The organism is Parapedobacter sp. SGR-10 (genome assembly GCF_011030405.1).
Classification (GTDB): domain Bacteria; phylum Bacteroidota; class Bacteroidia; order Sphingobacteriales; family Sphingobacteriaceae; genus Sphingobacterium.
In genome coordinates this window covers 116,094-139,453 of sequence record NZ_JAAJTJ010000007.1, presented here as the reverse complement: position 1 = coordinate 139,453, position 23,360 = coordinate 116,094, and the positions used below count along the sequence as shown (strand labels likewise).

At 43.8% G+C, this 23,360-nt stretch carries 15 protein-coding genes; all 15 read right to left on the bottom strand.

Annotated elements, in window-relative coordinates; translation table 11 throughout:
• Positions 1 to 62: 62 nt before the first annotated feature.
• A complete protein-coding gene (locus G5B00_RS07880; protein WP_163873109.1) occupies positions 63 to 1,778 on the bottom strand; it encodes a GMC oxidoreductase in 1,716 nt (571 codons plus the stop codon).
• Positions 1,779 to 1,786: 8 nt separating this feature from the next.
• Positions 1,787 to 2,347, bottom strand: a complete 561-nt coding sequence (locus G5B00_RS07875; RefSeq protein ID WP_163873107.1) for a gluconate 2-dehydrogenase subunit 3 family protein — start codon at positions 2,345 to 2,347, stop codon at positions 1,787 to 1,789.
• An 83-nt stretch (positions 2,348 to 2,430) separates the two neighbouring features.
• Complete coding sequence (locus tag G5B00_RS07870; protein WP_163873104.1) at positions 2,431 to 4,095, bottom strand: FAD-dependent oxidoreductase; 1,665 nt, start codon at positions 4,093 to 4,095, stop codon at positions 2,431 to 2,433.
• Between the two features lie 37 nt (positions 4,096 to 4,132).
• On the bottom strand, positions 4,133 to 6,019 hold the full coding sequence (locus G5B00_RS07865; protein WP_163873102.1) for a hypothetical protein: 1,887 nt from the start codon (positions 6,017 to 6,019) through the stop codon (positions 4,133 to 4,135).
• Between the two features lie 36 nt (positions 6,020 to 6,055).
• Positions 6,056 to 7,774 carry an FAD-dependent oxidoreductase gene (locus G5B00_RS07860; protein WP_163873099.1) on the bottom strand — a complete coding sequence of 573 codons (1,719 nt, stop codon included), beginning with the start codon at positions 7,772 to 7,774 and terminating at the stop codon, positions 6,056 to 6,058.
• 25 nt (positions 7,775 to 7,799) lie between these two features.
• Positions 7,800 to 9,704 (bottom strand): PQQ-like beta-propeller repeat protein, encoded by a 1,905-nt coding sequence (locus G5B00_RS07855; RefSeq protein ID WP_163873096.1) that lies wholly within the window; start codon positions 9,702 to 9,704, stop codon positions 7,800 to 7,802.
• Positions 9,705 to 9,731: 27 nt separating this feature from the next.
• Positions 9,732 to 10,892 carry a hypothetical protein gene (locus G5B00_RS07850; RefSeq protein ID WP_163873093.1) on the bottom strand — a complete coding sequence of 387 codons (1,161 nt, stop codon included), beginning with the start codon at positions 10,890 to 10,892 and terminating at the stop codon, positions 9,732 to 9,734.
• 127 nt (positions 10,893 to 11,019) lie between these two features.
• Entirely contained in the window at positions 11,020 to 12,396 is a 1,377-nt protein-coding gene (locus tag G5B00_RS07845; protein ID WP_163873090.1) for a polysaccharide lyase 6 family protein, read from the bottom strand.
• Between the two features lie 12 nt (positions 12,397 to 12,408).
• The gene (locus G5B00_RS07840) at positions 12,409 to 13,356 is read right to left on the bottom strand and encodes a DUF5017 domain-containing protein (protein WP_163873087.1); all 948 of its coding nucleotides are present in this window, start codon (positions 13,354 to 13,356) and stop codon (positions 12,409 to 12,411) included.
• A 32-nt stretch (positions 13,357 to 13,388) separates the two neighbouring features.
• Positions 13,389 to 15,221, bottom strand: a complete 1,833-nt coding sequence (locus G5B00_RS07835) for a RagB/SusD family nutrient uptake outer membrane protein (protein WP_163873083.1) — start codon at positions 15,219 to 15,221, stop codon at positions 13,389 to 13,391.
• 29 nt (positions 15,222 to 15,250) lie between these two features.
• Positions 15,251 to 18,643 carry a TonB-dependent receptor gene (locus G5B00_RS07830; RefSeq protein ID WP_240894421.1) on the bottom strand — a complete coding sequence of 1,131 codons (3,393 nt, stop codon included), beginning with the start codon at positions 18,641 to 18,643 and terminating at the stop codon, positions 15,251 to 15,253.
• A gap of 325 nt (positions 18,644 to 18,968) precedes the next feature.
• Positions 18,969 to 20,129 carry a FecR domain-containing protein gene (locus G5B00_RS07825; RefSeq protein WP_163873076.1) on the bottom strand — a complete coding sequence of 387 codons (1,161 nt, stop codon included), beginning with the start codon at positions 20,127 to 20,129 and terminating at the stop codon, positions 18,969 to 18,971.
• Positions 20,130 to 20,281: 152 nt separating this feature from the next.
• Complete coding sequence (locus G5B00_RS07820) at positions 20,282 to 20,830, bottom strand: sigma-70 family RNA polymerase sigma factor (RefSeq protein ID WP_163873073.1); 549 nt, start codon at positions 20,828 to 20,830, stop codon at positions 20,282 to 20,284.
• A gap of 277 nt (positions 20,831 to 21,107) precedes the next feature.
• A complete protein-coding gene (locus G5B00_RS07815; RefSeq protein WP_163873070.1) occupies positions 21,108 to 22,778 on the bottom strand; it encodes a DUF5018 domain-containing protein in 1,671 nt (556 codons plus the stop codon).
• Between the two features lie 192 nt (positions 22,779 to 22,970).
• Positions 22,971 to 23,360 (bottom strand): DUF5018 domain-containing protein, encoded by a 390-nt coding sequence (locus tag G5B00_RS07810; protein ID WP_163873068.1) that lies wholly within the window; start codon positions 23,358 to 23,360, stop codon positions 22,971 to 22,973.

Sequence of the window (23,360 nt, the reverse complement as noted above, 5' to 3'; positions counted from 1 at the left end):
CAAAGACCGGCCAAACATAGTTTCGTTATTTCCAAATTTGTCAATGACGACTTACACTGTTTTCATAAATTGCCTTTTTTCATTTCCTTTACAGCATGATCAACGGCTCTTGCCGTCAAGGCCATAAATGTAAGCGACGGATTTTGTGTACTGGTAGATGTCATGCATGCACCATCCGTCACAAAGACATTTGGACATTCGTGCATTTGGTTAAAACCATTCAGCAAAGATGTTTTTGGATCTTTTCCCATCCTCACACCGCCCATTTCATGGATATCCAATCCCGGATTCTGTTTTCTATCCCTTGTCTTGATATCCCTGCATCCCGCTTTTTCGAGCATAGCCGTCCCTTCACTAAAGAAATCGTCCCTCATCTTTGTGTCATTATCGTCGTAATCCACATCTATCCTCAACAAGGGAATTCCCCATTGATCTGTTTGGTCTTTGCTCAGATGTACCTTGCTCTGCTCTTTAGGAATAGTCTCTCCCTGCATCATCATAAATACGCTCCAGTCCCCAGGTTCACTCAAAGCCTCCTTATAATCGCTACCTAGCTGCTCACCTTCGACCGTACGCGTCCAGCCTCCCCTTTTTGCAGAATAAAATACCATATATCCCCTCAAAAAATCGGTTTCTTGTTTATGTACGTTTCTGAAATTGGGCATTACGATCGAGGTAGGTCTCCTGCCATAATAGTAGCTATCCTGAAATCCATCTATCTTTGCAGATATAGTGCCCAAATAATTGTGAAAAGCCACATATTTACCCAGTAAGCCGTTGTCATTGCCTAAGCCATTCGGAAATCGGGAACTGGTGGAATTCAACAATATTTGGTTGGAGTTTAATGCAGAGGCATTGACAAAAATGACATGGGCAAAATATTCTGTAGCTTCTTTTGTCAATCTATCTATAATCCGTACACCAGTCGCACGCCCCGTCTCTTCATCGTATATTATCGAATGTACAACTGCATCGGGGCGGATCGTCAGATTTCCCGTCCGCGCAGCCCAGGGCAGGGTCGAGGCATTGGAACTGAAATAAGCACCAAAAGGACAACCTCTCCGGCACAATCTTCGCGCCATACATTGACTACGACCCTGCTGCAGATGTATAGCATCTGGCTTGGTAAGGTGTGCACAACGCCCAATGATCACGTTTCTATCCTTATAATGGGACATAATTCTTTGCTGTATCGATTTCTCTACAACATTCATTTCCCAGGGTTGTAAAAACTCTCCATCCGGAAGAGTATCCAACCCGTCCTTGTTGCCGCTAATGCCCGCAAAACGCTCTACATAACTGTACCATGGTGCCAGATCCTCGTACCTGATCGGCCAATCCACCGCATATCCATCTCTCAGCGGACCTTCAAAATCATACGTACTCCATCGCTGTGTCTGTCTGGCCCAGGTCAGTGATTTACCGCCTACCTGATAGCTTCTGATCCAATCAAAAGGTTTGTCCTGAAGATAGGGATGATTTTTATCGTCCGAAAAGAGGTCTTTAGTATCTTCTCCATAGGCATAGCACCGAGATAGAATGGGGTTGTCTTCTTTTATTTTCAGTGGCAATTTTCCCCGGTTAGGAAATTCCCATGGACTCTTCATGGCAGTTGTATAATCCTGCACATGTACAACATTCTTTCCCCTTTCAAGTACCAAGGTGCGCAGGCCTTTGTCACAGAACTCCTTGGCGGCCCAACCACCACTAATACCCGAACCAATGACGATGGCATCGTAAGTATTATCCTTTTTCCCTTTTATATTTAGATTGACCATATCTTTTTCTAATTAAATTCCCAAATCTTGTCTCCTTTTTTATAAGCGATCTGTCCGCTATATTTTCCCGGAATTGCAGCATAACGCAAACATTTTTTCATGCCGGGCTCGGAAGTAAAAAAGCCAAAAACGATCAGACTTCTGAGCTTACTGTAATTGGTGTAAGCAATGTTCTCCTTATCCTTGTTTGCTTTGGCTGCCCGGTCAAAAGCCTGTAGAAGTTCAAACCTTTGTTTTGCTCCCAACCGAACAAAAGACTTCTTAAATCGTGCCTTTGCTGTTTCATCTATCGTGATAATGCACTGGATCAAATCCAGCCGCTCCTGTCCGGTATAACAATCTGTTATATGCTGGTCAATAAATTGTGCCACACGTGCATCTTTAGCCCCTGGCAATCCCTTGTGTCTGGGCAAAATCGTTTCGGCTATTTCGCCCAGCAACACAATTTGCCCCTCATCCATTATATCCCGATCCACCTTAGGCGAACAGCTCATCCAAATGTGAGCAGGGTTGATCAAACTCCCTACGCCAAAAAACACCAACGTGCGCAATACGTCTCTCCGTTTCATAAAGTTTATCTTCTGTATACCTGCCTTTTTTTCTTATTCTAAACGTAACCGAAATAATTACAATGCTGTATATCAATTTATTGTCACAGTGACGGAGTATTCAAGACCTGCTTTCGTGCAATAAGGACTTTTTCCAAAGACGTATAATCGACATCCTGTACGGCAAGATCTTTATCAATAGCTAATACCGCAGCAGCGGCAGCACTTTGTCCCAATATCATAAACACGGGTTCCATTCGAATGGAACCAAAAGCAATATGCGAACTAGATATACACACGGGTACAAGCAGATTCTGACACTCTTCTTTCTTGGGTACCAGTGAGCCGTACGAAATTTGATAGGGTTGCTTTGGATTTACCCCTATATCACCCTCATTTTGCACATAGCCATCATCTTTGACATAACGTTGCACGTTGTGCGAATCCAGGGTGTAAGATCCCATACCAACCGGATCGCTAATCGGTCGGTCGCTGAATGTATCATGCTCCGTCATCACATATTGACCAATCATACGACGGGCTTCCCGGATATACAACTGATGTGGCCAGTTTCCATTGTCTACGAATTCATCTTTTGCCAATCCCCACTCCCCCATTCTGAGTCGCACGTCCTCTGGTACTTTGAGATCGTTTGCCAGAAAATACATCAAACCTTTTTGATAATCCTCGTGTGCCTGGACAATTTTTGCCCGCTCTTCATACGAAGCTTCAGGATAATCGTAATTCATTCCGATATAGTCTGTACTGAAAGGACCATGGTTGTTTGTATCTGTCTTTCTATTTGGGATAGGATCAAATTTCTGAAAAGTCTCCCGCCATCCGGATGCAAACACACGTGCCAACAATTCGTATTTTTCGGGATTGTAATTATCTGGCTTAGGAAAAGCAACCCGATTGTCCGGATGATTGCTGAGACACATCCTGAAACAATAGGCTTGAAGACGCTTATCTCCCTCCCCATATTCGCCCGGATGATCCGATGAGACACCGTACAATAGTCCGCTGCTAGAATCACCGGGAACCTTATAGGGACTGATGTCTTTCATAAACCAATGCCTGTGATGCAGTACACCTACTTGTACCCCATTCCATTTTTCACCATAGGTAGCATTAGCTTCTCTACCTACGTGATAGCTTACGCCTGCTGCTGCCATCAAATCACCCTCATACGTTGCATCAATAAACATTTTGCCGGAGAACATCTTCCCACTCAACGTACGGAATGCCTGAATACGGCCGTTCTCCTCTATCACACCTTTTTCTCCACGGTCCAACCATTCATCTCGAAATATGGTGATATTATTTTCCTTGATAAAATCCTCAAAAACCTGCTCAGCGGCATGGGGTTCGAAAATCCACATAGTACGTGCATCTCCGTCGATAGCCGGTGTACCTTGTCCTTTATTTCCATATTCATTCCTACTTTGCCATTTCCAGACACTATCTTGTTCATAATGCCGGTAAATACGATGATAGAATTCCCTTGCCAAACCACCGATGACACTTTTATTGCCTGTATCGGTAAATCCAAGACCACCAGCTGATAATCCGCCCACGTGTTTGTCGGGAGATACGATCACAACCGATTTTTGGGACTGTACAGCCTCCACAGCCGCTATGATCGCTGAAGAGGTACCACCATATATGACGATATCCGCCTCATAATGATTATTCTCATTTTTTGCATTCGAGCAGGAATACACGATCAGTGACATGACAGTGCATAATTGCATTATCTTTTTCTTCATTTGTTTATATAATTTATGTTATGATAGGTATTTCTCTTTAATTTATGATTCCAGGATCAGAAACTTTTACACGCATTAAAGCGGCATGATAACCATAGTAAAGGTAGCCGTCTTGATAAACCCGCGCGAATCTGGTATCCTTAAGGGTGGCATCCCTACCAACTATATGAATACTATGATCTGCAGGGTTTATGAAAAAAATACGGCCCGATTTTACGTCTACACCATACAACATACCATTCGGCGCGGGATACTTACAAAAAATAACATGTATATCTGTAGTTGCCTCCGCATTTGGCAATGTTCCCGTAAAAATAGTCTTGCGTTGTTGCGTATCAAACGCATAATATTGATTTTTAGCAAACCCGTATATAACCCCATTGGATGCCTTGGTGGCATTTCCATAAGAACTAACACCGGGCAGTGGTTGGGCACGAAAGCTTATCGAGTGCGCTTTTGTATCCCAGAGAAACACATAAGCTTCCTTCGCAAGAGGCTTGGCACCAGTACCTCCTCCTACAGAAGAAGTAATAAAGAGTTCTCCTTTTTCTGGCACGGGTATGACCGAAGTATAACTTTGATGTGGAATCAGTTCCGTATCCTTATAGGAAGTCACTGCGAGAGTTTTCGGATCAACACGCGTCAAGCATCCTCCCAGCATGCCTTTCAACGGAATACTGATACAATAGACCATACCATCAGGACCTGTGACCATTTGACGTGGGCGCTCTTGGTTTTCTGTTGCGTGAAGGTTAACAATATGTTTGCGATTTTTCGCAATCAGTTCCTGACCTGCTGGATATAGATCAATATGACCACCTGTATAGCTGCTCATAAAAATCCCACTTTCGTGAGAGAGATAGTCGTATACCTGAATTCTACCGGATGTTAAAATGCCAAGATCTTCAAATTTTCCTGTCCGAAGGTCGAACGTAAACGTATTCCCTGGTTTGTAACTGCTTCCATACAATTTGCCATCCCGAACATCTCCTAACTTGTAAAGTCCTGCTTCCGGATTTTGAAAAGAAGTTTGGATTTCGATCCGTTTCCTGGTCTGTTTATCCCTTAAGATCAATCTTCCGTATCTATCTATCTGCGAAGCAACTTTACCGTTCGCTTCATTATCCGGAATTTCGGCAACGGGCTGGACTCGGTGAACGGGCTGTACACCGGATACACTGCACACAAACACTGTCGTATCTTTCTTACCATATACCTTTCCATCTTCACCTTTCCACAATACCGGATAACCATATGTCTGTAAAGATTCTGGAAGGATCTGCCGCTTCTCTCCACTGACCAAATTATAAGACCACAATTGTCCTTTTTTCATACCTATCGGAATGTAAAGTATTCCATCATCAGCACATTGGGGCCGACCGACGTGCTGAAGCGTACGGTCTACAGCAACCTCCTCAATTGTTTTAACCACTCCGGTTTGTGGATTTAGTGACACGACAGTGGCATCGGGATAGGTGCCCACATAGATATGATCATCTTTTCCCGAGGTAATACTGTTCTTATGCCAGAAAGTCGCCTTTGTCGCTTCACCTATAGGAGTCAGTTTTTTTAAGGGGATATCGTATCGAAAAAACCTTCCGGGATGACCGGCAAATATAAAGAGCTGCCGATCACTATGTTTGAATATGAGCACCGCTGTACTGGTCTCTCCGTAGCTCCTAAGATCAATCTCTGTCACATCACCAGTCTCCGTATGTATACCGACTACACCGTAGCGTTCTGCTCCGACAAAACCTGCCCAGGCGATGGTTCCTGTCTGACTATCCCTGGTCACAAATTCAATCGGGACAGCCGTACGTACCGGCTTACCGAGATGTTCTGTCTGAAGCTGCCCCAAAGCAATACTGACCTGTAATATACCAAAGACTAACAGGGTGAGGCACAATCTCAATTTCTCTTTCATCGTTTCCAATTTTATCACGCTATATCTGTTGTTCATTTATTGATTAGTGGGCCATTTAGTATCAATCCCCTGCTTGCGAACCAATTCTTGAAAAGTAGCGAGTTCTGATCTACCCTCCCGTATATCTCGCGGAAGAATACCTTTTTTCAACGCCTGGAATACAAGCAGACCTACTGCTTCACCAATGCTCCATTCCACCGGGTGGAGGCGATAACAGCCATTCGTCACATGGGTCGTACCAATATTTTTATTAGCAGGCAAAAGATTTTCCATCCTTTTGGGTATCAATGCCCCCAGAGGTATCTGAAAAGGCAAAGAAGGAAAGTCAATGTAATTATTGCCTTTACTACTTGGGTGAAGATCGATATGATACGATCCAATCCCCACACTATCATAGAAATCAGCGGCTTCGTAACCAGACTTCTTCCCTAGCACCAAACCACGGTTCTCTTTTCCGACATGTTCCTCCAATACAGTAAATAAGGCTTCAATACGTCTCGATTCCCGTACGTATGGGTATTTGGCCATACCATCTTCCGTACCCATGATATCACCCCTCAAGCGCAAACCGGGCCATCCATACCCACCTTCAGGCCTGGGAGCCTCAGTCTGCAACCAGTATAGCAAGGAAAGACTAAGCTGTTTGGCACGGTAGACATGGAAATTAAACTCTTCTTCGGAACCATCGAGATTACCCAACATGTAGTCATTTTGGGGCCAATTTACAATCGTAATATCGCCATCGTAAAAGCCGGGTTCAAAATTATTTTTGTCTATAATACGTCTGTAATTCCATAAATTCAGCGTCTTGCCGACATGTCCTTCTGGATGAAAACCCAGTTCAGCAGGTACCAATGTTGCCGGTTTTGAATATTTCAGGTCCAATAATTTTCCAGACCACGATGGCGTGAGTGGCGGTACATGATTCTTCCAAAAATCATACATTTCGGGTTTTTCGATCACAAAATCTTTTCCCTTTACATAATCCATAGCAAAACAAACCGTAAATGCCTGTTGATTTTCAGGGTCAGCTATATCTGCAGCGTGAATTTCACGAGTCTGAGACTTTGATTCTGCTCCACGCACATGCTCTGTTCCTGTCATTGGTAGAAGGTCGCCAAGCTCTGTAGCATCTACAAAATAAGGTGCATGTAGCATATATACCTGTCCTTCTCTTCTGTTATGGACTTTCAGGGCATTAACTTTATTGCCCGTGACCTCCGCGGCTATAGTTTTATGTTCCAACAAGACAAGTAGCTTACCATTACTTATGTACGGGCTGAGCATTTCGTACATGACGGCCAAAGCTACCCGTGGCTCATGACATAACTTTGAGACTGATCCATTTCCCGGATTGAGAAGAGGATTCTTGGCAGAGGCTTCCGTCAGTGGATAATACTTTTTATAATATGTCCTGATACCGTCCCGGAAATCCCGGTATGATTTTGTAGCGCCATGGGATTCAATCCACCGATGCTCATCCGGAGGGACTCCCTGCTGCGTAAGCTGCCCCCCAATCCAATCCGTTTCTTCAGCAAGGATGACTCGCAATCCATTCCGAAGGGCAGACAATGCCGCAGCAACACCCCCTAAGCCTCCTCCGGCAATCACTACATCCGCTGTAAGTTCCTGCCGATCACTTCGTTTTCCATATTTATCGTAAATAAGCTTATCGTTACCAAACAATGTATTTGGGAAAGTCGAAAGTAAGCCACCTACAGTACCGGCAAGTCCAATAAAATTTCTTCTTTTCATTTTCTGTATTCGTTAATTATTTCTTTCAGTTGATATCATCTGATACACGCAGACGCATCAACGAAGCATTGTGACCATAATACAAGTAACCATCGGGATAAATCTCGACAAACCGTGTACCTATGAGTGAAGGATCACTTCCAACAATATTGATCCGATGATCTTTAGGATCGATAGTGATGACACTTCCTGATACCGGATCTACGCCATATATAAGCCCATTAGCCGCTGGATTCTCACACAACAGCACATCATGCCTATTTACATCTCCTATTTTCCTTTTCACCACTCCTGTGAACACTGTCTTACGTTTTCTGGGGTCAAAGGCATAATAACGACTACCGGAAAATCCATAAATGATACCATTGTTCGCCCGGGATGATCGCCCATAAGAAGACACCCCCGGAAGGGGTTGTGTACGAAAACTAACGGATTCAGTTTTTGTATTCCAAAGAAAAACAAATGCTTCTTTTGCTATTGGTTTGGCATCCGTTCCTCCCCTGATAGATGAAGTAATAAAGAGTTCATTCGTTTCTGGAACAGCAGTTGCCGAGACGTAACTTTGGTGTTCAATCAACTCAGTATCCTTGTAAGATTTAACCGCTAAGGTTTTCGGATCAATGCGTGTCAATCTCCCGCCCAACATTCCTTTTATCGGAGCTGTCGGACAGTAAACCATTCCATCCGGCCCCAACATCAGCTGACGATTACGTTCCTGGTTTTCTGTAGCATGCAGACCGACGACATGCTTTCTATTTCCAGGTACCAACTCCTTACCGGCAGGGTAGAAATCAATATGCCCGCCTGTATAACTGGCCATGAAAAGACCGAGCTCATGCGATAAAAAGTCATACACCTGAATCTTCCCATTGGCAAGCACGCCAAGATCCTCAAACTGACCTGTCTGGAGATCGTATGTAAACGTGATACCCGGCCGATAACTACTTCCAAAGAGTTTGCCCTGGTGGGCATCCCCTAATCGGAATAATCCGGCTGCTGCCGGCATTCGAAATGATGTAGATATATAGGTTTCTTTTCGGGTATCTTTCTCCTTCAATATCAACCGTCCATTTTTATCGATCCGTAGTGCAATCTTTCCATTCACTTCATTATCGAGCGGTGCAGACACAGGTTTTGTGTTTTCGACAAGTTGTATCCCTGATACATGACAAACAAATATGGAAGTATCTTTTTTACCATATACCTTGCCGTCAGCGCTTTTCCAAAGTGTCACCAGCCCATAGGTCTGCAGATGCTCAGGAAGAATCTGGTGCATTTCGCCAGTAGCCGGATTATACGACCATAGTTTTCCTTCCCGCATTCCAACAGGGAAATACAGTATTCCATCATCCGAACAGGCGGGCTGTCCCACATGATTAAGTGAAGCATCATCCCCAACATGTTCTATAAGGCTAACCGTACTGGATGCTGGATTTAAAACTGCTACAGTAGCATGCGGATATGTTCCCACATAGATATTCCCCGAACACCCCATTACCGACCCTTTTTTATACCAGAAAGTAGCTTTGGTAGCTTCGCCGATTAGAGTAAGTTTCTTCTGCGGCACATCGTATTTGAAAAATCTTCCCGGATTGCCGGCAAACATAAATAGCTGTTGATCGCTATATTTAAACAACTGAACAGGTCTGATTGTCTTTCCATATTTGCTCAAATCCACTTCTATTACGGCACCGGTCGCGATATGTACACCGACAACTCCATAACGGTCTGCCCCCGCAAAACCTGCCCAAGCGATAGCTCCTGTACGGGTATCACGCGTAACAAACTCAATCGGGACCTCAATACGTACAGGCTCCCCTAGATTCTCTATTTGAAGTTGTCCAAAAACAATCCCTATCCGAAGTACTCCAAATAACATTATCGTCAGAAAGAACCTCCACTTCTTCCCTACTGTCACATAGTGTTTCATTATAGCGGTTTTGATCTCCTATCTTGGTTAAAAGTTATATTCATTTTCCCAGGAAAAAGGTACAGCGCTATTGTGTAGTGTACCCGCAATATCCCCTCCACCGCTATACCCGAGAGAAGTTGCGCCATAATCGGGAAGACTCCGTAGCAGTATATCAGTATAAACTTTACTATATACGTTGTTGTGCACCCGGATACTGTCCGCAAGCAACATAAAATTATTTTCCATCAATGCGGTCTTTTGTGCCGTAGTTCCAGTTTCCAGAATCGCCCCTTCAGCAGGTGTCAACAAATAGCTCAAGTGGGGAGGGCTATACCCCCGGTTCATAAAGCCGATGCCGTGTGTATTCAAATAAACACTGGAAAAAGAATTATTGAAAAAGGCATAATTGGTCGCAAACTCTTCATTACCGGGAAAAGGTGTACCATCATTATAGAGTGGCAGATTGATATACTTTATACCGGGGATGTATTGTGGGTGATAGAATGTGCACCCTTTCACCAATCCGTAATCACACTTATCCCTAAAACGGACATAGTCGCCCGGACAGTCTTCAAAATAAGAATCTACTACACTGACATATTTTGCTCCGTATGCATTATAAATCATGTGTGAACCCGCACTAAGCCCTATACGTCGAAAGTCACAGTTGATAAACGTCACGTGATGGGTTCCTTCTTGTGTCGCTCCGGTAGCTCCATATACAATCCCTCTCATATCTTTCCATGTGCAGTTTTCGATACGGATACGTTCCGTATTTTGTCCCGGTCCCGACGTAATAGACAGCGCATAATTAATGCTTCCATCACCTGTAAAATTAAAATTCCGAATGACAATATTCTGTGAGTCCATGACCTTTACCAATTGCGACTTGGTCACGCCCGCTGTCACCACAGCGGTGAATATCGTATTGCCCGAAGAATCACCTTCCAATGTCAGCCTGTTGACTGCGTGCCCTCGGTTTTCAATACGTAAGGAGTTATTACTGTAGGCACGTTCATAATTTCCGCCAATAAATTTCACAACCACAGGATGGTCTTGCAGAGAGTCCTGAACATCATCCCAAAAGTCATAATCCAGAAAATCAGCCGCATTGGCAGCAGACATCCCATCACCCGTACCCAACGGATCAGGAGCAACGTAACGAATAGAGGTATCCGATCCGCCAGCCCTCATTACTTCCGTCATAAACACTTCTTGTTTCTTACATGAGATCCACGCAAATATTGCGCACAATCCCATTAAACCTAATTTTTTCATCGTTAAAATATTATAAACAGTTAAAAACTTAATTTAATATATCTCCGTTCTGAGCCTACATTTCAGGCTGTTTGATGGAAAAGTGTTTTTCCAACTTCATCCATGCAGGGCCGACTTTAATAGCCTTAAAAAGATCTTTCAATGAATCGGACATAGGAGGCGCACCGGCTGCTTGCGCACTGTCAACACGATCATATCCGTAAATTCCAATTTCATTTTTTGTCCACGTAGCTCCGTTTCTTGCTTTAAGCACAGCAGCATCACCATTTTCTAAAGGGATGGATGCATTGCTTTCGAATACCAATGTGCGGTTATCCTTTTGGTCATTTTCATTTGTCCATACGATAGGTTCTTCTTTCGAGACAAATAAATTGGAAGATACTAGGCTATTGACGGCTGGAAGCGTGGCACGTGCATCTTTGTCCCATCCCAATACCAATGTCTGTTCACAGCTTATAAATGTATTGTTGGCAAGCTGCAGATCATCGACCTGTATGTATATCCAGGACTTCTCCCATCCATTCCGGACGATAACCCCGTTCGTGAGGCCATAAAAATAATTGTCATAAACCCGCTGATGCTTTCCTATGATATGTACACCACCCGAACCTTTAATGTTATTACCGATAAAATAATTGCCGTATACCACATTCGCATCTCCGTGGCGGAGATACAGCATTCCTTTTGATTCGTAAAACAGATTGTGCCGAATAGTATTGTTCGTTGCTTTGACCGATATCACTTCGCTCTCTCCGTCACAGCGCTCAAATACGTTGAACTCCACCAAAGTATGAAACGATTTTTCGTACCAATTGCCACTGCCGACCACTATACTTTCTGCGCCGTTACGGCCAAACGGTGGTCTATGGGCAAAGTAATTATGATCGATACGGTGTTCATGTGGGCCGTTATACACTTTTTCGTCTGCTGTGGGCCCCACATGCAGAGTCGGCCCATTATTGGTCTTGCCTTCGGTATAGCAATGGTCTACCCTATTTTTCTTGCCAAGCACCACGATCCAACTGTTCCGTATCCTGCGGTCACTGTTGCTATAATCGATCACTGCCGTATTGGTCAGCCGGCAGTTGGAGGATGCTTCGGAAAACCGAATGCCATGGTGCGATAAAGTATTCTCTCCTTTGAAACTCAGACCGTCCACGACCAACCAGTTGCCATCAATCACCAGCGATGAATTGCCTGTCAGCACCACGTTTCCCGGTATATCGACCGTTAGCCGTATAGGTTCTGCTTGGGTACCTTTTCCCCTGAATACGAGTTCCTGGTCGATCCAATCTCCCGGCTCTAATATGACCCGGTCACCGGCTTTCAGGGTTAGTGTTGCCAACTGGCTTGCTGTGCGGACGCGGTAGTCCGTTCTGCCGACAGCAACAGATATCCAGAGTGTTAGGAATATTACAGATAAATTACGCATATAGTATATAGATTATTCTACGATTTCGATATCCACACTTCTCACAATCTCATAGCTATTGTAGATATTCGTATTGGACGCAACGAAGTAGACCCGATATTTTCCTGGCTTGGTATAGGTATATGTATAGCTTTTCATCGGTGCATCGATAACTCCCTTGATCGGAACAGGTCTATCCGGACCTAAATCCTGTGTACCCACTTCAAAGCCTTTCGTGATAGCCCAGTTTTCCGATTCAACGGTTTCGCTGTTGTTCAATGTCCGATCATGTGCCACCATGCTTAACGTCGTAGGCGATAGAACCGAACGCGCCGGAGCAATGTCTGGTTTCATGTCCACCAATTGAAATCCTGAGGTCAGAAGATTCCCAAGCGTAAGCAGGCCAAGAGACGTTTCTGAAGTCAACAAAAAATCTTGTACCCGCCAAGTCCGTCCAACACCATACCCGCCGTTTCCTGTTGTTCTCTGATCTTTTACGGTGTACTTAAATGCCAGATAAAGAGGTTTACCATCCACCACTATTTCTGATAAGTCAATAGGTGGATCGCTCGATTTCACATAGGTGGTGCCCGTTGCCAGTGTAATCAGTGGAGTAAGATCTATCCAGGTGGCATCATCAATACCTCCGACAAACTGGTATTTGCCGTTAAAATCTGTGGAGGCCAAAAGGCTCAACTGATTTTCTTGGGTACCGAATTGTACATTTGTCTGAAAGGATAGAGCCAACTCCCCTTGTTCCACGATTCTTCCATCCTTAAAAGCATAATCACTCAATACTTCACCGGAATAGAAACTGATCAGATCAGCATCTCCGCTGAATTTGAATTCGACCTCCTCATTGACCGCATAGATGGACGATTCTGTAGTCACTTCAAAATGGGGAGCAGATCGTTCTACTTCCTTTTTACAAGCTATGAAAAGGAAGCTTACCATACAAGTATATAACCAAATATTTTTCATTTTATTTCGTTTTAAGGTTTATATTGCCAATATTACCAACCTGGGTTCTGTTCCAGGGCCCTGTTCAATGTCATATCTTTGGAAGGAATAGGAAAAATCACATGCCTGCTTGTCACATTCCGAAAAGCAAGGGACAAGTGGCTTCCGGGAATGTCTGTCGCCATCTGGTTCTTCATATTCGTCATCACAAACTCAAAAATCCCCCACCGAATCAGATCCGGCTTGCGTAATGCCTCAAAACACAGTTCTCGCGAACGCTCCTCCCGAATCAACTCCAGAAAGTCATTTTTGTCCAATGAAGGAGAGATGTCAGCATCAGTGATTCTATGTATAGAAGCAGTTGCAGTTGCCCCGGAACCACCTCCTCCAGAGAAAACAACCGTAGGCTCGCTGCTATATCCTTTCCCTGCCTTTAACCCCGTCACTGCATCAAATCCTAACGTCACGGATTGAACCTGTCCATTGGAGATGGATGCTATCGCTTGCGCTCCTTCTCCACCTCCTCCAACAAAGCTTACCGTAGGAGCAGCAGTATAATCATTTCCGCCAGAGGTTACGGTAATGGTTTTAATTCCAGATGACCAAGCCCTTTGTCTCACCAGATTTACCGCATCTATTGCAGATTGAGTAGGCCCATTATTTATTTCGTTTTCTGCCTCGGCATACATCAGTAAGACGTCCGAAAAACGTAGAATGGGCCAATTGATCGGTGTAGCATTATTCGTTTTTGGCGATACCAATTCATACTCTCTTCGGTATTTTGCCGCTTTTCGGTTATAGTAAGATGCCGCTGTTGTGCTTGTTATAGGAGCTTTGGTTCCATTACTTGCATAGGTAAAGTTGGAAATCGCCCAATCACGTCTCACGTCCCCGTCATCGTATAGATCATATAATTTTTTGGTACTATTTACATACCCTGCCGCCACACCCAAAGCAGGATTGGCCTCGGCTGCTGCTGCAGATACGGTAATACCGATCCAGGCTCCTACCTGCCCCGTCTCCAGCTCCGCTCCGGAGTTATTGCCCCAAAACTCAACTTCAAACAGACTTTCTCCGATATCGTATTCATCACGTGCGTATTTGATAAAAACATCCGCATAATCCGGATTGAGTTTATGGTTAGCCTCTGTATCATCCATCACTTTACTTGCCCAATATTTCACCCGTTCATATTTTGATACGTCTTTGACCGGGTTGCCTGCCATGTATAAGCAAACCCGGGCCAATATGCCACGCACGGCAGATTTGTTAACCTGACCTCCGTACCCCAACTCCTGTATAGGTAGAACAAGCTCTTCCGCTGTTTCCATATCAGCGATGATCTGGTTATAAACCTGTACTGCAGGAGTACGCGGTACCTCATTCCCACTTGCACTCATCGTTGGTTCTAAGATGAGAGGGACACCACCAAAATTCTGTACCAACAAAAAATAATAATACGCTCTGAGAAACAACGCTTCTCCACGTACCCGGTTGCGGACAGCTACATCTATGGCTTCGTTTTTATCGACATTTGCCAGCAATGCATTGGCTCGGTAGATGCCCATATAAAGAGCTTGCCAAAAACCTTCAATTGCTGCATCTCCGGCCGAAAAATTGTACACTTGGGGGCCGGAGGTGACCGTAGCAGGATTGTAACATCCTTCATCCGCCTCCAACCCCAAGCGGGAAATATACCAGGTACGGTATAGGTAACTCGTACCCAATATGTCGTATACTCCAGCCAGAGCAAAGGTCAGATGCTCTTCTGTCTCGTAATACGTTACGGGTGAAACAAAGTCTCTGGGAGTAGTATCGAGAAACTTCTTGCAGGAAACAAATCCTGTAAGCATCACTACCAATAAACAATAAGCTATTTTTTTCATGTCTTTATATCTTTAAAGTCAATACTTATCTAAAATGTTGCATTCAAGCCAAAAACCAGTGTTCTCGCTGCCGGATACGCCGAATAATCAAAGCCCGGTGTCAGTATGGAATTGCGTACAGACACTTCCGGATCCATCCCGGAATATTTCGTCCAGGTGAGGACATTTTGGGCAGACAGATTCAGTCTCAAACGCGAAATGCGGGCCCTGTTCACTATATGTTTGGGCAGCTCATAGCCCAACGAAACCGTCTTGAGCCGCAGATAGGAGCCATCCTCTACGGTACGTGAGGAAAACCTCCCCAGAGGCCCTTGGCCATTGGCCCTGTAATTGCTATTGGTAGGGTTTTCAGGTGACCAACGATCTATATAAGAGGCAAACTGGTTCAGATCGGTCCGCAATAGCCCGTTGCCTTCTAAAAACAAGCGATTGGCATTGAAGATATCGTTTCCGTATGACCACTGAAAAAACACATTCAGATCAAACCCTTTGTAGGTGAGATTATTGTTAAATCCTCCTACATGAACAGGCATTCCCCTCCCGATAATCGTCTGGTCAAATCCGTTCACCGTTCCATCTCCATTCAGATCCCGGTATTTGATATCCCCAGGTTGTACATTCGGATCCCCATTGTCCGGAATATGGCTTTTTAATGTATACACATCGGGAGCGGGGCTGTCAAAGTCTGTATACTGATACACCCCATCAAAGATATATCCATAAAACATGGCTGCCGGCTGCCCTATCTGAGCTACATACAAGGGAGAACTGTCGTACTGGTTCACAAATTTTGTATAAGAAAACAAATTGGTCTGGTTGTCTGTCAATTCCACGACTCTATTGTCATTAAAGCTGATGTTGACACTGCTTGACCACTGAAAATCTTTTGTCTGGATATGCTGGACATTCAAGCTCATCTCCAAACCACGGTTTCTTAACCTGCCTATGTTTCGGAAGGCCGATTCAAAACCCGTTGTTAAGGGCAGTTTGGCATCCAGCAACAGGTTCCTGGCGTTCCGCTGATAAAGATCCACCGTAAATTTCACCCTGTCTTTCCATAATCCGACATCGTACCCGATATCGATCTGTTCCGTATTTTCCCATCGAAGATCATAATTCCCCAAATCGTTGGGGATCATTCCTTTCGTAGGATAGGCATTATTAAAAGAATAGGAATTGGTCAGCGGGAACGAAAGACTGGACAAATATGCAAAGTTGCTCACACGGTTATTACCGGTATGACCATAGCTAACGCGAAGCTTGGATACTGTAATAGGTGCAAAATCCTTCAGGAAAGATTCTCTTTTCATATTCCAGGCAAAAGAACCGGAAGGGAAAAATCCCCATTTATTCCCCGGGGCAAACTTTGAAGATCCATCACTTCTAAACACCGCTTCTACGACATATTTAGAATAGCGAAAACTATAACGTAAACGGCCAAAAAATGACGCCAACGTATAATTGGTTATAGATGCAGGACTGGAATATGGTGTACCCTCGTCAAATCCCGATAGATCAAGTTCTTCATTCGGTATGTTCTGTACAGCTACTCCAAATATCCGTTGATCCATGGATACTGCGGAAAATCCGGCCATCGCGTTGAGACGGTTCCCGCGCTTGAATTGTTTGTCATATGTCAAAGTACTTTCACTGGACCAGGTGCTGCGTTCATCGTAGCGTACACTTCCATTGATACCTCTCCTGTTATTCTGATTGTGTGGGTTTCCTTGAGGCGTCCTGGAGTTATAAAATACGTCTCCTACGAATTTACGGTTGCTGTAGTTTCCTGTTGTCCGCCATTTCAGTCCTTTTATGATCTCATAATTGATAAACGCAACAGCACTGAACGCATCCGTGGCATAATTGCGATTGGTATTTTCTGCTGTAACAATAGGATTCATCCGTTCTTCAGAAGTCGTAATATTGTCGGGATCAAAATCCTCATCTTCCAGGTCTAAGTCATCCCTTCCGCTAATAGGCCTGTATCCCCAGGCATTATAGAACAGGAAATTGGTCGGATTGCTTTCAGACCCAGTTGCAGCCTGTACACCGTAGGCATCAAGCAGGCTCTTGTTTACATTGATACCGACATCTAGTTTATTAGATATAACCTGGTCTACCGAAACTCTCCCTTGGTATCTTTTAAAACCTGTATTGAGTACGACGCCTTCCTGATTGTATGTTGAGCCGGATATCGAATATTTGGTATTAGCAGTCCCGCCGCGTATCGCAAGATTATTTATGATAGTAGGCTTACGCTGAAATAATTGGCCTTGCCAATCTATGCCGGCCATATCTCTGTATGTTTCCAATGTTCTGCCGTTTTGGAAATAGCGGCCCTGGGTTACCGTAGGGTTTCGCTCGGCATGGTATTTCACAAACTCATAAGGAGACATCATCTCCATTCGATTCCCTACCTCCTGATATCCCAGGGAACTATTCAACGTAACAACAGGGCGGCCTTCCTTACCCTTTTTCGTCTGGATCATCACTACACCGTTCGATGCACGAGCGCCATAAATTGCTGTTGCAGATGCATCCTTCAACACATTGATAGACTCTATCTCTTCGGGATTCAGCGAACTTGCAAGGAATTCTTCCATAGGGAAGCCGTCGATCACGTATAATGGTTCGGTATTTTGCGTAAGCGAGCCTGCACCTCTGATCACAATATTCAGCTCCTCGCCGGGTTGGCCGTCCATGGCAGATACCTGTACGCCGGCAACCCTTCCGGCCAAAGCCTCCATAAAGGAGGCCACAGGCGCTTTTGTTACTTCGCTCATATTGACCTGCGCGACTGAACCAGTCAGCTCCTCCTTAGCCACAGAGCCGTAACCGACAACCACAACCTCATCCAAACCCTGGTCTTCTTGCAAAAGCACAATATTCTGCACTTTGTAGTCCACAACTCTTAGTTTATAAGACTTGTGTCCGATCAACGAAAACACCAACTCATCATTGAGCTGCACATTGGTCAATTCAAAATAGCCATTTTCCCTACTCACAGCCGAATTGCCCGTACGTTGATTTCGAATCGTAACACCTGAAAGTTTTTCTCCAAGCCTGTCCGTTATCGTTCCCGAAAAAACTTGTTGCAAGATATCTGAAGTTGATTTTTCTATATGCTTTTGTGCAGCTTTGATTACAATGGTGCCATCATGCAGTTGATAAGTTAGCGGTTTGTTTTCTACAAGTTTGTCCAAAGCAGTCTTCAACGGTACATTTGATAGCTCTACATTCACCTTTTCGGTATTTTTCAACACCTCAGCTTGATAGATAAAACGATAGCCCGTCTGTTTCCGGATAGAAGAAAAAGCTTCTTCCAACGAGGTGTTTCTCAATCGTAATGACACTGTCTGGGCCAGACCTGTTGACATAGCATTCAATGTAGCAATCAACACAAAAACAATGGTCAATTTCATAGCAAGGAATATTTTGGATAGATAAATACAACGATCCTTATACCGTTGTCTCATACGGATATTATACATATCTTTGTATAGATTAAGATTTATACGTAAATTAATTAACACAGTTAGTTTATATTCTTGGTCTTTTTACTGGGAGTATGGCCGTACTCCCAGTTTCCACCCTTTTATCTTCTCTTCATTCTCGTTTTTCCATTTTTCTCATAATTTTATTGGTTTTTTATTGTTTAATACTTTTTATTTTATCCCTAAGGTACACAGCTTAGGCATAGGCCAGTTATTACTTTTGAGCTTGGACACAAACGTCTCCCGATAAATGTTACCTCACCACCAACTTTTTATTTTCCAAAGCAATATTGTAGGAAGTCAGGTCACTCAATACTGAGCATACCGCAGCGATTGATTCACTTTTTTTGATACCCCCGACATATCGCTTGTCTGAAAGTACAGGACGTATGTCTACATCCACTTTGTACCAACGGGCAACATCTTCCAGCACTTCTTTCAGACTTTTGCTATTAAAATAGAAATAACCATCTTTCCAAGCCAAGGCTTCCTCTAGATCAGCTTTCCCTATAGTAATATTTCCTTGGCCACTGATCGTTTCATAACCGTGTTCGATGACCTTATACTCCCCATTGGTACTTACCTTGATCTTTCCTTCTGTCAGTATAGTTTTAATTTTTCCTTGATACAAGTGTGTATTGATATTGAATGCTGTACCCAAAGCCTCTACTTCCGTATCTCCTACCTCTACCTTAAACGGTCTGGATGGATCCTTGGCAATTTCAAAATAGGCTTCCCCCCGTACCTTTACAGGTCTTTCGTTGCCGACAAAGGACGCCGGAAATTCCAGTTCAGAGTCTGCATTCAACCAAACTTTGGTACCGTCTGCCAACTGTATATGATAGGTACCGCCCAACGGAACGCGGAGTTTGTGAATATGTGCTTCTGCATCTTTGGCCTGTCGGTAATCCAACATATCACCCGTGACATCCAATGTGGTATTTCCATCCACTACCATATTCCTTCCAGCTTCTCCCAACTGGACGGTCGAACCATCAGAAAGTGTTAAGGTTGCTATTTCCCGGCCCGGAACGATTTCGATCTGCGGTGATGAAGTATCGGCAATTTTATTTGTAGACTCTTTATTGTTTAACAACAAAGCTCCACCTACCAGACATACCGCTATGATGGATGCAGCTATTGCCCACCACTTCTTGTACATCGGTGTTCGGATAGTATCACGTCTAGCCAAAACAGACTGCCACTCTTTTTCTAGATCAAAAGATTGATATTCAGTAAGGCGTTCCCTTATTTTCTCCAAAGAAATATCTTTGCTTTCCACCCACGAGCGCAATGATGGATATCTTTCGACTGTATCCATCAGCTCCCGGAGCTCCTCATCCGAAATATCCCCCTCTAGATATCGTGCGACAAGTTCCGCTGCTCTTATATAGTGTTCGTCTTTTGGTATCATAGTTTCTGAGATATAACTTTGCGATCAACCTTCTTTGCCCTTGCTTCCCTAATGAGACACTTGTGAAAAGGAAAAGGGTGAAAAGGCTGAAAAAAATATTTTTTTCGTCCTTTTCACACCCTTGTTTCATAGCGACACAATACATTGTGCCTCTACCCGAAAAAGAATAAAACAAATGCTTTTAAAGAATGGAAAATCGGAGCAAGCCGATGACGGAGTAGTTCGACGGAGCGTCTTTTCTGTGTTTTTATGGTATTGATGGAGACGCCGCACAATTCAGCAGCCTCACTGTTGGACTTACCTTCCAGATAGGTCAGTTTGCAAACCTCTTGGCAGGATTTTGGTAAGGTTTTGATAGCCTTATGCAAATTATTGACCGTCTCCGCATAGATCATTGCATCAAGGATATAGGTTTCATCCATTTCGTTCCATTCGTTGGACTTCTGATAGCCGTCAGCAATCTTCTGATGTCGGATATGATTGAGGGAAATGTTCCGAACAGAAGAATATAAATAACTTTTTAGGGCTTTTTCTTGTGACGGCAACTCTTCCAATCTTTCCAGAACCTTGACAAAGGTGTCCTGTACAATGTCCGATGCTGTGTCCCGACATTTTACGATATGCCACGAAAACTCTACCAGAGCAATATAATATTGCTCAAAAAGGGCTTTTACATGCATTTCGGTGAGGATGTTTTTCATCTAAGAAAAATCTATAATTGCCTACGGTTAGTCCAATACTACTCAAAAGTAAGTATTACAAAGTAGATTCACAATAGGAATAGGTGAAAACACCCAATATCTGATCCGAAGTGAAAACAACTTTGCCACGAAGCCTCTCCGACTACTACCAGAGATGGGAGTAATGAAAAAAGGCAGCCTGACGGCCACCTTACTATGTTCAAAAGTCAAAATGGATAAAGTCCGTAGAGACCTTACGGAACTCTACGGACAATAACGATGAGGTATCGATAAAATACTACTTTCCGGTCAAAATATCTATGATATGAGGATAACGTAAGGTACGATTCTCATTAACCACGCTGTATCCAGCTCCTTTGTAATCGAAAGAGGTATAAGGCACGTTATGCTTATCCAATATATAGACTACATCCCTATACCAGTTGGCCCTGCTTGGCTCCGGAACAGTATTCAAAGTCCCAAATTCACCGACAAAGACAGGTGCATTCAACCTCTTTGCCATATTTATACCGGACAATAAACTGGTCTCCAACACATCCCTGTCGTAGTGCCTTGCTCCGGTGGACTGCCAGTTTGCAGGCAACTGACTAATCCATTCATTGGGCACGAGCTGTCCCGGATATTGGATGGGGATATCCGTACGTCCTCCGGTAGTAGATTGTAAGCCATAGGCTGTGAGCAGAAAAGGCCCATAAAAGTGATAAGTGAGCAAAATCTGATGGTTAGATGGCAAATTCAATTCGGCGTATCTCACTGAACCATTTGTCGTACATACCCCCACGACAATCGTCCGATCGGGTTCCCTTGCCCGGATAGCATTGATGGCCAAAGCTGCCACATTGTTCCAATTTGCAGCATTGCCAGACACAGGCTCGTTAAGCAGTTCATAAGCCACCAGAGCATTTGGATAATGCTTCAATTCATCTGAGAGATCTTCCCACAATTTCACAAATTTGGCCGGTTCAGCCGGATTGGTAAATAAAGTATTTTCCGTATTGGTAAACCTATGGTTTCTCGTGATGTGCATATCGACCAGTACCCGCATATTATGCTTGATACACCAGCCAATAGCATCGTGCAACAGGTCAAAGGCATACGGCCGGATCTTTTGACCAGATTCATCCCACAGGTATACTTCATCTATACACAGCCGGATATGATCAAATCCTTGGGCAGCAAGCAACTCCACATCCTCTTCCGTAAAAAAAGCAACACGTTGCGCACCATCGTACTTGGGTGTAGATAACCACGAAGCGACATTTACTCCTTTGGATATTTCAAAATTATTAATACCGGCGAGATCCTCAATAGAGTAAATCCTTTGTGTGCCATCCTGCGCAGTGACCGTGTAGGTTAGCCTATTATTAAAATTTTGGGCAATATTCGGATCGGGAGAAATAGTCGCTCCCCCCGAAATGGTAATCTGAGGTACCACATTGGACAGATCATGGTTTCCCCGATCTATACCGATCATTCCTATGGATTCGACAATAGTTCCATTCAAACCCACCGAGGGAAGCGAAAAACTCAATATCTGTGCCCGGTTGCTTTTCTTTACATCGGCTATGATCTTGACATCTTCTTTCTTACCATCTGCATTTTCGATTTGGATGACAAAAGGGTTGCGCAAATCGACAAGATCCGGGATCGGAGACAGCACCGTGATCTCTTCATTAAATTCGATGTCTAGTTTTACTTTCGAAACATCAATCTGATCGTTTGATTCTTCCGGAAAATAATACGGAAAATCAACAAGAATATCGTTCGATTTGAGACTGGCTTCGGTCGGATAAAATTCTTTGCTGGAACCATCCAATGTAGCCGTCAGACCGATGACCGGGTTTACCCTATGATAGTAATTTGTAATACCTTTGTCTTCTTTGCAAGAGACAAAGCCCGTTAACAACAGTACCACTATCGTTAACAAATATTTTGTTTTTTGTTTCATTACTTTACTTTTTTAGTTTTTTCTGGAAAGTTTTCTTATGGGACTGTCCCAAAAGCAGGTATTATCCTCTTTTTGTCATTCCGACGATAGGAGGAATCTATAAACGTTACAATCAATCAAGCATTTAGATCCTTCACTACGTTCAGGATGACAAATTAGGCGGTTTTATCTGGCCTTTCGGGTACCCTCAACTCACTCCACAATCTCCCCTATAATAACATGTTTATCAACTGTCCCATTACTATTGATCACTTCAATAGTATTGGGTTTTGTCAAATCCATCACATTTAGTTTAGGTTCTATCTTGACATTCACGGGCAAAGTAGCCGTCATACGCATCCGTGTGATGTCAATCGGATTTAAGGTGTTGCGTGGATAATACTTCGGAAACTGTATTCGAATGACCTCTCCGAAAGGTGCTTCCTGAGATGTCGTAAACTGTTCCGTAGAAATGGACTCATCTGCAAACTGTGCATAAATATTGGTCAGGCCAAAGCGCGGTGCAGAAATATTCTCTTCGGGTTTCTCGCAAGCAAATAATAAGGTCGCTACGAGGAGGAAAACTATATTGTATTTATTCAT